General features: G+C 75.0%; 12 protein-coding genes. 6 read left to right on the top strand and 6 right to left on the bottom strand.

Annotation, left to right across the window (positions count from 1 at the left end):
- Positions 1-62 precede the first annotated feature (62 nt).
- Positions 63-356 carry a WXG100 family type VII secretion target gene (locus SM577_RS10175; RefSeq protein ID WP_088997044.1) on the bottom strand — a complete coding sequence of 98 codons (294 nt, stop codon included), beginning with the start codon at positions 354-356 and terminating at the stop codon, positions 63-65.
- A gap of 28 nt (positions 357-384) precedes the next feature.
- The gene (locus SM577_RS10170) at positions 385-705 is read right to left on the bottom strand and encodes a WXG100 family type VII secretion target (protein ID WP_088997043.1); all 321 of its coding nucleotides are present in this window, start codon (positions 703-705) and stop codon (positions 385-387) included.
- 252 nt (positions 706-957) lie between these two features.
- On the opposite strand from SM577_RS10170, the gene eccE reads away from it, so the two are divergent.
- From eccE to rarD, 4 genes are all read left to right on the top strand, one after another.
- Complete coding sequence (gene eccE, locus SM577_RS10165) at positions 958-2,868, top strand: type VII secretion protein EccE (protein WP_474586759.1); 1,911 nt, start codon at positions 958-960, stop codon at positions 2,866-2,868.
- Positions 2,869-2,979: 111 nt separating this feature from the next.
- Positions 2,980-3,366 carry a phage holin family protein gene (locus tag SM577_RS10160; protein ID WP_302918611.1) on the top strand — a complete coding sequence of 129 codons (387 nt, stop codon included), beginning with the start codon at positions 2,980-2,982 and terminating at the stop codon, positions 3,364-3,366.
- 82 nt (positions 3,367-3,448) lie between these two features.
- Positions 3,449-3,949, top strand: a complete 501-nt coding sequence (locus SM577_RS10155) for a GNAT family N-acetyltransferase (RefSeq protein ID WP_474582557.1) — start codon at positions 3,449-3,451, stop codon at positions 3,947-3,949.
- Positions 3,946-4,863 carry an EamA family transporter RarD gene (rarD, locus tag SM577_RS10150; protein WP_302918613.1) on the top strand — a complete coding sequence of 306 codons (918 nt, stop codon included), beginning with the start codon at positions 3,946-3,948 and terminating at the stop codon, positions 4,861-4,863. The genes SM577_RS10155 and rarD overlap by 4 nt, the downstream gene beginning before the upstream one ends.
- Before the next feature lie 70 nt (positions 4,864-4,933).
- Here rarD and SM577_RS10145 read toward each other — a convergent pair whose 3' ends face one another.
- Positions 4,934-5,626, bottom strand: coding sequence for an anti-sigma factor family protein (locus SM577_RS10145; RefSeq protein WP_302918614.1), 693 nt, complete (start codon positions 5,624-5,626; stop codon positions 4,934-4,936).
- Positions 5,623-6,138 carry a sigma-70 family RNA polymerase sigma factor gene (locus SM577_RS10140; protein ID WP_088998064.1) on the bottom strand — a complete coding sequence of 172 codons (516 nt, stop codon included), beginning with the start codon at positions 6,136-6,138 and terminating at the stop codon, positions 5,623-5,625. Before SM577_RS10140 ends, SM577_RS10145 begins: the two co-directional genes overlap by 4 nt.
- 225 nt (positions 6,139-6,363) lie before the next feature.
- Here SM577_RS10140 and SM577_RS10135 point away from each other — a divergent pair, with 225 nt between their 5' ends.
- Positions 6,364-8,490: a PhoX family protein gene (locus SM577_RS10135; protein ID WP_474586758.1), complete on the top strand. Its 2,127-nt coding sequence runs from the start codon at positions 6,364-6,366 to the stop codon at positions 8,488-8,490.
- 105 nt (positions 8,491-8,595) lie between these two features.
- On the opposite strand, the gene SM577_RS10130 is transcribed toward SM577_RS10135, so the two are convergent.
- The gene (locus SM577_RS10130; protein ID WP_302918616.1) at positions 8,596-9,378 is read right to left on the bottom strand and encodes an IclR family transcriptional regulator; all 783 of its coding nucleotides are present in this window, start codon (positions 9,376-9,378) and stop codon (positions 8,596-8,598) included.
- Positions 9,379-9,532: 154 nt separating this feature from the next.
- On the opposite strand from SM577_RS10130, the gene SM577_RS10125 reads away from it, so the two are divergent.
- A complete protein-coding gene (locus SM577_RS10125; protein WP_474586757.1) occupies positions 9,533-10,720 on the top strand; it encodes an MFS transporter in 1,188 nt (395 codons plus the stop codon).
- Between the two features lie 95 nt (positions 10,721-10,815).
- On the opposite strand, the gene SM577_RS10120 is transcribed toward SM577_RS10125, so the two are convergent.
- Positions 10,816-11,901: a polyprenyl synthetase family protein gene (locus SM577_RS10120; protein ID WP_474582562.1), complete on the bottom strand. Its 1,086-nt coding sequence runs from the start codon at positions 11,899-11,901 to the stop codon at positions 10,816-10,818.
- Between the last annotated feature and the right edge of the window lie 58 nt (positions 11,902-11,959).

Raw genomic sequence — 11,959 nt, 5'->3', positions numbered from 1 at the left:
CCCGCTGGGCGGCGTGCGTCGGGTGGCGCCGGCCGGGCCGGTCGCCACCCGACGGGCCGGGATCACTGGAACAGGCCGACGTTCTTCTTCTCGGTGTCGAGGTAGTCGGCCGCGGAGTCGTCCACCGCGAGCCGGATGTCGCGCAGCATGGCCTGCAGGTCCTGCGAGGCGGAGCGCCACCGGGCCTGCCGCTGCTCGTACGCCTGCCGGGCCTCGCCCGTCCAGCCGGCCACCAGCGGGGCGGCGTCCCGTTCCAGCTGCCCGAGCTGCGAGTCGAGCGTGTTCAGCGCCTTCTGGATGTCCGCGCTGGCCTGCTGTAGCGCGGCGAAGTTGACGACCAGCACACCGTGGTCCATCGGATGGCTCCCTCCCCCGGTTCCGGGTCTACAGCGGCAGCTGGATGCCGCCGCGGTTGGTGGTGGACACCCGGCCGGCGGCCTCGGTGTCGGCGACGTCGTACTGCTGGCCGGCGGTGCGGATGGCGGAGGCGGTCTCCCGCAGCGCCCGCTGCAGGGTGGCCTGGTCCTGCGCCCACTGCTGCTTGACCTGCTCGAAGGAGCGCCCGCCGGCGCCCCGCCAGGCCTGCTGCAACACCTCCAGCTCGGCCATCAGGCTGCTCAGCATGGTCTGCAACGACTGGTCCACCTGCTCGAACTTCGCGGCGGTCTGCTGCATCACCGCCGCTTCTGCCTGGGTCTGGGACACCCGGACGTCACCTCGTCTCATCGGTCGTGGCTGGCCGTCGGCACGCCCGCCTCAGGACGCGCCGCTCGCGCCGCCCGGTTCACGAACTCGGCGGGCGCGGGTCAGCGGAACTCGTCGCTGACGGTAGCGGTCCGATCGCTGTCGTGCTACCCCGCCCACTCCCCTGTGGACAACGGCGGGACCCGCGAGTCCCGCGCCCGCCGTTACGATGGGCGGCAGCAACGTCGCGGTCGGTGATCGGGAGGAGGCGGGGTGCCGACGACCACCAGCACGAGCCCGCACCGGTTCGTTCCGCTGCCCGGCTCGCCGCCGGCCGCCCCCGTCGCCCACCCGGCCTCCGGGCCGGCGACCGGCCGGATGGCCACTGCCGGCTCGACCCGGCGCGCGGCCCTGCCGGCACAGTGGATCCCCGCCGGGCGCCGGCCGCACACCGGCGTGCGGGCCGGTCAGATCGTCGCCGCGCAGGTGGCGGTGGCCGCGCTCGTCGCCGCCGTGGGCCAGGGGCCGGTCCCGGCCCTGGTCGCGGTCGTGGTGGCCGCGCTGCTGGTGCCGGCCGCCTGGCTGCGGGTCCGCGGCCGCTGGCTCTTCGAGTGGCTGGCCACCGCGCTCGGCTACCTGACCCGGCGGCGCGGGCTGCCCGGGCCGGCCGGTCCGGCGGCGCTGCTCGACCTGGTCGACCCGGCCGCCGTGGTGCGCTCCGCGGAACTCGGCGGCGGGCCGGCGGCGCTGGTCGACGACGCGGCCGGCCTGGTGGCCGTACTGGAACTCGGCGAACCGGCCGACCTGCTCGGCGACGGTCCACGGCAGCTGCCCGCGCCGGGGTCGCTGCTCACGGCGGCGCCGCCGGACGGGCCGCCGGTGCGGGTGCAGCTGCTGCTCACCGGGGCGCCCGCGCCGACCGTCGACGCCGGCGGCGGCACCGTCGCCACCTCCTACCGGCAGCTCACCGACGGGCGGCTGGCCGGCCGGGAGCGGGCCGTCCTGGCCGTCCGGGTGCTCCGCGTGGCGGGCTGGTCCGACGGCGAGCTGCGGCGGGCCCTGGCCGGCACGGTCCGCCGCCTGGTGCGCCGGCTGGGGCCGGTCACCGCCCGCCCGCTGGGCGAGCACGCGGCGCTGCGCGTCCTCGCCGAACTGGCCCACCACGACGGGCGGCCGGCGCACGAGTCCTGGCAGGTGGTGCGCTCCGGTGGCCTGCTCCAGGCCAGCTTCCGGCTGCGCCGCTGGCCCGATCCGCGGGTCGAGGCCGGGCGCCGGCTGGTGCCCCGGCTGCTCGCGCTGCCGGCCACCGCCAGCACGGTGTCGCTCTGCGCCGGGCCGTGGGCCGAGGCCGACTCCGCCGGCGCGCCGACCGAGCTGACCGTACGCCTGGCCGCGGCCACGCCGGTGGAGCTGGCACTGGCCGCCCAGACCCTCGACCGGCTGGTGACCGGCGCCGGCGGCGAGCTACAGCGGCTCGACGGCGCGCAGCTCGACGGGCTGGCCGCCACCCTGCCGCTCGCGGTGGCCGGCGCCGGGTTGCCCGCCAGCACCGGCCCCGAGCCGCCGGAGCTGCCGTTCGGCGAGGCGGGGCTGATGATCGGCAGCAACCGGCACGGCGGGGCGGTGACCGTCCGGCTGTTCCGGCCGGAGAGCACCCGGGTGCTGCTCGTCGGCGGGGTACGCGCCGCGCAGCTCGTGGTGCTGCGCGCGCTGGCGCTCGGCGCCCGGGTCGCCGTGCAGACCTCCCGGCCGCGCAGTTGGGAGCCCTTCGTCCGGGGCGCCGGCACACCGGGCGGCGCGATTCCGCTGCTCCCGCCGGGCCGGCCGGTCGGCGCCGCCCCCGGCACCCCGTTGCGCCCGCAGCTGCTGGTGGTCGACGCCGGGCCGCTGCCCGTCGAGTCCGAGCCCGGGCCGCCCTGGCGGGCCACCCTCCTGGTCCGCGACGAGCTGACCCCGGCCGACGCCGACGCGCTGGGCCGGGCCGACCTGGCGGTGCTGCAACCGCTCAGCCCGCCCGAGGCCGCCCTGGCCGGCACCGCGCTGGGCCTCGGCGCGTCCGCCGAGTGGCTGACCCGGATCCGGGACGACATGGTGGCGGTGGTGAACCGGCGCGCGCTGCGCTGGGCGCTGCTGTCGCCCACCCCGATCGAGTCGCAGCTGATCGGCCGGCCGTCCCGCCGCTGAGCCGGTCGCGCACCGCCGTCCCGCCGGCCGGCACCCCGGCGCGCCGCCGCCGGCCCGATTCGTCGATCTCCCGGGTTCCGCCGGTGGGTCGTCCGTGGCACGATCCCCGCCATGGGCTTTCTGAAGGGTCTGCTGATCCGCCTGGCCGTCACGGCGCTGGCCTTCTGGCTGGCCACCCTGGTCATCCCGGGCATCACGCTGGATTCCGACTCGGCGACCGAGACGGTCACCACGCTGATCCTGGTGGCGATCATCTTCGGCGTGGTCAACGCGGTGCTCCAGCCGATCATCAAGACCGTCGGCTGCGGCTTCTACCTGCTGACCCTCGGGCTGATCGCGCTGGTGGTGAACGGGCTGCTCTTCCTGCTCACCAGCTGGATCGCCGACCAGGCCGGGCTGCCGTTCCACGTGGACGGTTTCTGGCCGGCCGCGGTGCTCGGCGCGCTCTTCGTCGGCATCGTGACCTGGATCCTCGGCGCCCTCCTCGACCGCGACTGACCCGTCCCGGCCACGGCCTCGGTGGACCAGTGGGCGGGAATTGGCCGGCGTGCCGGGCGGGTGGCGGGACTAGCCTCGCAGGATGTTCACCCTGACCCGCGCCGACGGCTACCTGCTCAGCACCGACCCCGACCGGATCGACCTGGACCGGGTGCACCACTGGCTCTCCACCGACGCCTACTGGGCGCTCGGGCGCAGCCGGGAGACGGTGGCCCGGGCGTTCGCCGGCTCGCTGCCGTTCGGCGTCTACCGTCCCGGCGACGGGCAGCAGGTGGCGGTGGCCCGGGCGGTCACCGACCGGGCCACCTTCGCCTGGCTCTGCGACGTCTACGTGGACCGGGGCGAGCGCGGCCGGGGGCTGGGCAGTTGGCTGGCCGAGGCGGTCCGCGACCACCTGGACGCCCTGGGCGTACGCCGGATCCTGCTGGCCACCAACGACGCGCACGGGGTGTACGCGAAGGTCGGCTTCACCCCGATGTCGGACCCGCACCGGTGGATGCAGCTGGACCGGCGCGACCAGGCGGTGACCCAGCTCACTGGCAAGGAGCAAAGCGGCGGTTCACCCCTTACGGTGGAGGCGTGACGCCACTCCGGCTCGGATACCTCTACGGCATCGGCGCGTACCTCCTGTGGGGGTTCTTTCCGCTCTACCTCAAGCTGCTGCGCCCGGCCGGGCCGCTGGAGATCCTCGCGCACCGGATCGTCTGGTCGGTGGTCTTCGTCGCGCTGCTGCTCGCCGCGCTGCGCAACATCGGGTTCCTGCGGGCGCTGCTGCGCCGCCCCCGGGCGCTCGCGGGGATCGGCGTCGCCGCCGCGCTGATCGCTGTCAACTGGGGCACCTACATCTACGGGGTGAACTCCGACCGGGTGGTGGAGACCGCGCTCGGCTACTTCATCAACCCGCTGGTCGTGGTGCTGCTCGGGGTCACCGTGCTGCGCGAGCGGCTGCGCCCCGCGCAGTGGGTGGCGCTGGGCATCGGCGGGCTGGCCGTGGCGGTGCTGACCGTGGACTACGGCCGGCTGCCCTACCTGGCGCTGACCCTGGCCCTGAGCTTCGGCGGGTACGGCCTGGTCAAGAAGCGGCTCGGGCTGCCCGCCGCGGAGGGGCTCTTCGTCGAGTCGGCGGTGCTGGCGCTGCCCGCGCTGGCGTACCTGGGGTGGCTCACCGCCGCCGGCGACGCCGCCTTCGGCCACGTCTCGGCGGGGCACACCGCGCTGCTGATGCTGGCCGGCGCGGCCACCGCCATCCCGCTGCTGCTCTTCGCCGGCGCGGCCAACCGGCTGCCGCTGACCAGCCTGGGCATGATCCAGTACCTGGCGCCGATCCTCCAGCTCGGCTGCGGCGTACTGATCTTCCACGAGCCGATGCCGCCCGCCCGGCTGGCCGGCTTCGCCCTGGTCTGGGCCGCGCTGATCGTCTTCACCGTCGACGCCCTCCACACGTCGCGCCGCCGCGCCCGCGCCGCGGCCGTGGCCACCGCGCCCGCCCCCGCGTAGCTCGGCGCGACCGGGCTCGACCTGCCGCTCGACGGCATCCGGGCGCTCGTCGCACGGCAGCGCCGGTGAGTCAGCGGACGTCGTAGGCGAGCACGGGGGTGCCGTCGGCGCGGAGCAGTTCCAGCCGCACCAGCTCCGCGTCGGTGAACCGGGTCGCGCCGCTGATCCGCAGGTCGTCGCCGGGGGCGGCGAGCCAGGAGCCGATCTGCTCGGTGGCGCCGTCCGGGCCGTGCGCCACCAGCCGGAAGGTGTACGCCTTGCCGTAGCCGGGCCGCGCCTCGTACCCGCAGCGCATGGTCACCTGCGTGCCCCACTCGGTGCCGGTCAGCGCGACCTCCGCGTGCACCGGCACCGTGCCGGCCACCGGCTGCATGGCGACCATCTGCAGGCCGGCGTCCGGCCCCGGCCCGGTACGGGGCAGCAGGGTGGCCGTGCCGACGCCGACCACCAGGGCGAGCGCGGCCGCGGCGAGCGCGGTGAGCGCGTACCGCCGGCGGCTGGCCGACCGCTCGCGGCGCCGGCGCTCCCGGGCGGCCGCGAGCAGCTCGGGCATCCGGGTGCTCTCCGCCGGTGGCGGCAGGAACTGTTCCAGGCCGGCCGGGTCGAGCCGGCCCAGCAGGCCGGGCAGTACGGCGATCTCGGCGACCGCCTGCTGGCAGGCGGCACAGCCGGCGAGGTGCCGCTCGTAGGCCGCCCGCTCGGCGGGGGCCAGCGCACCCAGCACGTACGCGCCGTCGTCGTGCGCGAACTCGCACCGGGTCATCCCGTCACCCCCATCTCGGCCAGGACCAACCGTAGTGAGCGCAGGGCGTAGTGCGTCCGGGACTTCACCGTGCCGGGCGGCACGCCCAGCCGGGAGGCCGCCTCGGCCACCGAGCGGCCCTGGTAGAAGCACTCCACCAGCACCTCCCGGTGGGTCGGGCTGAGCCGGTTCAACGCCTCGGCCACGGTCCAGGCCTCCACCGCACGCTCCGCTTCGTCGACGGTCTCGGGTGGCTCGGGCAGCTCGTCGGTGTAGACCTCGCCGACCCGGGTCGCCCGGCGCCGCCAGGCGTCGATGGCCAGGTTACGGGCGGTGGTGAAGAGCCAGGCCCGGACCGAGCCGCGCCGGGGGTCGAGGGACTCCGGGTGTCGCCAGGCCCGCAGCAGGGTCTCCTGCACCAGGTCCTCGGCCCGCTGCCGGTCGCCGTTGACCAGCCGCAGAGCGTGCGCGTACAGCGCCTCCGCGTGCTCGTCGTGCAGCGCGCGGAGCAGTTGGGCGTCGTGGTCGCTGATGGCTGTCTCCTCGCTTCCGGCGCGCGTCCGGCGGTGCGTTCGCTCGGTATTACGTGCGGTCACGCCGATCGGTTCAGCCGCAGGTCATGGCGGGCTTCCCGGCGAGGTGTTCATGCCCGGTTCACGCCGCCGCCGACGACCGCTCACCGCGCCCTCCTACCGTCCGCCGAGTACGCACCCAGCACCTTCCGGCGTGCATCGACCCCTTCCAGGAGGCTCCTCCCCATGAGCGACCGTCCCCGGCTGCTCCCGCTGCTCGGCGCCACCCGCCACGGCGGCCGTGACGCCATGACCTGTCTGTACCGGTGCGGCAACGCCTGTGACCACCCGGTGCCGAACACCTCCGACAACACGTACTTCGGCGATGTGGTCAGCGCCGAGGTGACCCGCCGCGGCGTGGTCCGGGCCGGCGCGGTCGGCGCCCTGGTCCTCGGTTTCGGCGGCGCCGCGGCCGGCGCGCTGGCCGGCGCCGGGCCCGCGGCCGCCGCCCCGGGCACGCCGGTGGTGCCCGAGGCCGCCGGGTTCGGCCGCCCCGGCCAGGGCGTGGGCAGCGGCGCGCTGACCTTCACGCCGATCCCGCCGAACAAGCTCGACACCCTGGTGGTGCCGAACGGGTACGACCACGCGGTGGTGATCCGCTGGGGCGACCCGGTGCTGCCGGGCGCGCCCGAGTTCGACCCGCACGAGCAGACCGCGGCCAAGCAGGCCAAGCAGTTCGGCTACAACAACGACTTCGTCGGTGTGCTGCCGCTGGACAAGCAGGGCCGGCGCGCGCTGCTCGTGGTGAACCACGAGTACACCAACGAGGACCTGATGTTCCCCGGCTTCACCAGCCAGGACGCGCTGACCGTGGAGCAGCTGCGGGTCGCGATGGCCGCGCACGGCATGTCCGTGGTGGAGCTGGAGCGGGTGGGTGGCACCGGGCAGTGGCGGCCGGTCGGCAAGGGCCGCCTGCCGTACAACCGGCGGGTCACCGCGCTCAGCACGAAGTTCGAGCTGACCGGCCCGGCCGCGGGCTCGGCCTGGCTGCGCACCGCCGCCGACCCGAAGGGCCGGACGGTGGTCGGCACGCTGAACAACTGCGCCGGCGGGGTCACCCCGTGGGGCACCGTGCTCTCCGGCGAGGAGAACTTCAACCAGTACTTCGTCGGCGGCGACGGCGCGCCCGCGGAGCTGAAGCCGAAGCTCGACCGGTACGGCATCACCACCGACGCCCGCTACCCCAGCGGCAGTCGCAAGTGGGAGCGGGCCGACGAGCGGTTCGACCTGGCGAAGCACCCGAACGAGGCGCACCGGTTCGGCTGGATCGTGGAGATCGACCCGTTCGACCCGGAGAGCCGCCCGCGCAAGCACACCGCGCTGGGCCGGTTCAAGCACGAGGGCGCGAACGTGATCATCGCGAAGAGCGGGCACGCGGTCGCGTACATGGGTGACGACGAGCGGTTCGACTACCTGTACAAGTTCGTCTCCGACAAGAAGTTCATGCCGGGCAACTCCTGGGTCGCCCGCAAGCACAACCTGACCCTGCTGGAGTCCGGCACCCTCTACGTCGCCGAGCTCCACCAGACCAGCGCCGGCGAGATCGACGGCTCGGGCAAGCTCCCCTCGGACGGGGCGTTCAACGGCCGGGGTCGGTGGATCAAGCTGGTCAGCGGCAACCGCTCCTACGTCGCCGGGATGACCGCCGCGGACGTGCTCACCTTCACCCGGCTGGCCGGCGACAAGGTCGGCGCGACCAAGATGGACCGGCCGGAGGACGTCGAGCCGAGCCAGCTCACCGGCAAGGTGTACGTGGCGCTGACCAACAACACCAACCGGGGCGTGGGCAGGAACCCGAAGGCGGACGAGGCCAACCCGCGTACCGCCAACAAGCACGGCCACGTGCTGGAGCTGGTCGAGGACCGGGGCGACAACTCCGCCGAGACCTTCGCCTGGTCGGTGCCGATCGTGGCCGGCGACCCGGCCGACCCGTCGACCTACTTCGCCGGGTACGACAAGACCAGGGTCTCGCCGATCTCCTGCCCGGACAACGTCGCCTTCGACGCCACCGGCAACCTCTGGATCTCCACCGACGGCAACGCGCTGGGCAGCAACGACGGCCTCTTCGCCACCGCCGTCGAGGGCCCGGAGCGGGGGCACCTCAAGCAGTTCCTGACCGTGCCGCTCGGCGCCGAGGCGTGCGGCCCGTTCATCACCGGCGACAACCGCTCGGTCTTCGTGGCCGTGCAGCACCCGGGCGAGATCACCGGGGCGTCCCTGGAGAAGCCCGCCTCGACCTGGCCGGACGGGGACTTCGCCAAGCCGGGCGTGGTGGTCACCTGGCGGCTCGACGGCGGCCCGGTCGGCAGCTGACGTCACTCGGGCGGCCCCGGCGCCGGACCGCCGGCGGGGCCCTCTCCCAACCGGGGAAAGGGCCCCGCCCCGTTGCGGCCCGTCGTCGGTGGCCACCGCCCCGGGTCAGCCCTCGGCGGCGATGCCGTCGGCGATGGCCCGGGCGGCGGTGAGCAGTTTCGCGCGGACCACCCGGGCGGAGGTCATCATCTCGCTGGCCGGCAGCGCGCAGGCCAGCACCACCCGGCGTTCCATGTCCTTGTCCGGGGCGACCAGCACCGCCGCGCAGGCCACCCCCTGCCGGAACTGCCCCAGCTCCAGCTGCATGCCGCGCCGGTCACCGGCGGCCAGATCGGCCTCGAACGCCTCCACGTTGGTCAGGGTGGCACTGGTGAACGGCCGCATCCCGTACTCGCGCAGGTAGCGGAAGCGCTGCTCGGCGGTGAGCGTGGCGAGCAGCGCCTTGCCCAGCGCGGTGGCGTGCGCGCCCTCGTCGAACCCGGGGACCAGATCCTCCAGGTACGGCGTACGCGGCCCCTCGGCCACCGCGGTGATCGCCACCTGGCCACCCACGAACCGGCCCAGGTAGTGGCTGTAGCCGGTGTCGGCGGCGACCCGGCGCAGGCTCTCGCCGACCGCGGGCGGCCCGCGGAACGCGGTCACCAGCTCGCGGTAGCGGTCCGCGACCTCCAGGCCGACGATGTACGTGCCGTCCTCGCGGCGGATCACGTAGCCCTCGTAGGCCAGCGTGCGGACCAGGTGATAGGTCGTGGCCACGGTCAGCTCGCACCGCCGGGCGATCTGCTTCACGGTCAGCCCCTTGGGGGCACGGCCGACCGACTCGAGCACTCGTAGCGCGCGGGACACGCTCCGGATCAGATCCGAAGGTTCCGCCAGGGGGTCGCGCACAACCACCTCCGCCGCCGGGGACTTACACCATATGAAAAACCGGCCGGGCGCGAAATGCCTGTTCGGGTGGAGGATGCCAGATCGTCATAGACGAGTTGTGCTCCGGCGAACACGATGCGTGGCGTGAGCTGGCCTCGCGTAGGTTTGCCGCATCATGGCCGACACCGCATTGCACCCCGCTCCCACGCCGACCCGTCCCGTCCGGGCCGCCGCCGGGGCGGTCGTCGTCACCATCGCCTCGGTCCTGCCGGTCTTCCTGGTCGGCGGGCTCGCCGTGCAGCTCGGCGAGGATCTCGGGTTCTCCCCGGCCGGGCTGGGCCTGGCGGTCTCGGTGTACTTCGGGGTGGGCGCGCTGGCCTCGGTGCCCTCCGGCGCCCTCGCCGAGCGGTACGGGCCGGCCGTGGTCGCCCGGGCCGCCATCCTGATCTCCGCCGGCAGCCTGCTCGCCATGGCGACGCTGGCCCGCTCCTTCCCGGTGCTGCTCGGCCTGCTCGCGCTCGGCGGCACCGCGAACGCCCTCGGCCAGATGGGCAGCAACGCCGCGCTGGCCCGGCACGTGCCATCCCGTCGGCAGGGCCTGTCGTTCGGGGTGAAGCAGGCGGCCATCCCGGTCTCCACGCTGCTGGCCGGCGTGGCGGTGCCGACCGTGGCGCTCACCGCCGGGTGGCGCTGGGCGTTCGTGGCCGCCGCCGGGGCCGCGCTGGCCGCGTGGGTGGCCGTACCCGCGCGGGAGCCCCGCCCGGCGCGGCGGAGCGCCGGCCCGCGTGCCAGCGGGGCCACCGGTGCCCTGGTGCTCGTGGGGGTAGCCGCGACGCTCGCCGCGGCGGCCGCGAACGCGCTCGGCACGTTCCTGGTCGACTCCTCGGTCGACCGGGGGCTGGCGCCCGGGCCGGCCGGCCTGACCCTGACCCTCGGCAGCGCGGTCTGCGTGGCCGCCCGGGTGGGCGCCGGCTGGCTCGCCGACCGCCGCTCCGGCGGCCACGTGGCCGTCATCGCCGGCATGCTGGTGGTCGGCGCCGGTGGGCTCGGCCTGCTCGCGGTGGCCGGCCCCGGGCCGCTGGTGGTCGGCGTGGTGCTCGGCTTCGGGCTGGGCTGGGCCTGGCCGGGGCTGATGAACTTCGCGGTGGTCCGGCTGCACCCGCAGGCGCCGGCCGCCGCCACCTCGATCACCCAGACCGGGGTGTACGCCGGCGGCTGCCTCGGCCCGCTCGCCCTCGGCACGGTCGCCGCCCACGCCGGCTACCCCACCATGTGGACCACCGCCGCCGCGGCGATGCTCGCCGCCGCCCTCCTCATGCTCACCGCCACCCGCCTCCTACCCGCGCCCCGTTCAGCGGGTTGACCATGAAGTTGTCGCGGCGACCACCGGTGCGGGCGGCAACAACTCCATGATCAACGGGCCGACCCCGGGAGGGGTGGGGTGGGGTGGGGTGGGGGTTAGCTGGTGCGGTCGGCTATGTAGTCGCAGAGGGATTCGAGGGCGCGGCGGGCCGGGTTGTCGGGCAGCGGGGCAAGCTGGGCGCGGGCGTCCTCGGCGTAGCTGCGGACGGTCTCCCGGGCCCGCTTGAGCGCCGGGCTCTCCCGGAGCAGGCCGAGCGCCTCCGCGTGCAGGTCGTCGTCGGTCACCGGGCCGGTGGCCAGGATCTCCCGCAGCCGCACCGAGGCGGCGTCGGCGTCGTCGGAGGCCAGCGCGTAGAGCACCGGCAGGGTCGGCACGCCCTCGCGCAGGTCGGTGCCCGGGGTCTTGCCCGACTGCACCGACTCGGAGGCGATGTCGAGCAGGTCGTCGGAGAGCTGGAAGGCGACGCCGATGGTCTCGCCGTAGCCGGCCAGCGCCTCGATGTGCTCGGGCGCGGCGCCACCGAACATCCCGCCGAAGCGGGCCGAGGTGGCGATCAGCGAGCCGGTCTTGCCGGCGATCACGTCGAGGTAGTGCGCCACCGGGTCGTCACCGGGGCGGGGGCCGACCGTCTCGGCGATCTGGCCGTGCACCAGCCGCGCGAAGGTGCGCGCCTGCAGGCGTACCGCCTCGGCGCCCAGGTCGGCCGCGATGTCCGCGGCCCGGGCGAAGAGGTAGTCACCGACCAGGATGGCGACCGAGTTGGTCCACCGGGAGTTGGCGCTCGGCGCGCCCCGGCGCACGGCCGCCTCGTCCATCACGTCGTCGTGGTAGAGCGTCGCCAGGTGGGTGAGCTCCATCACCACCGCGGCCGGTACGACCTGCGCGCCGGCCGGATCGCCGAACTGGGCGCCGAGCGCCACCAGCAGCGGCCGGAACCGCTTGCCGCCGGCCTCGACCAGGTGCCGGGCGGCCTCGGTGACGAAGGGGTCGGCGCTGGCCACACTGGCCCGCAGCTCGACCTCGACGGCCTCCAGCAGGCCCAGCACGGACGCCTCGACGCGGGGATCGGCGAGATAGAGGCCGAGCGCGCCGAACTGACTCGTGCTCACCCGGCTCCGGCGGCCGCCGGAGCCGGTGGCACCTGAACGCTCGCCAGCCGGAATCACCACGCTATCCACCATGCCACACCCCCTCGACCTGCTCCGGACTGGGGATACGCACCGGGGGCCGGCCCGCCGT

It is taken from the genome of Micromonospora desertarenae, assembly GCF_056150265.1.
Note: the sequence above shows the minus strand (reverse complement) of the source record. Positions and strands in the feature narration are given on the sequence as shown.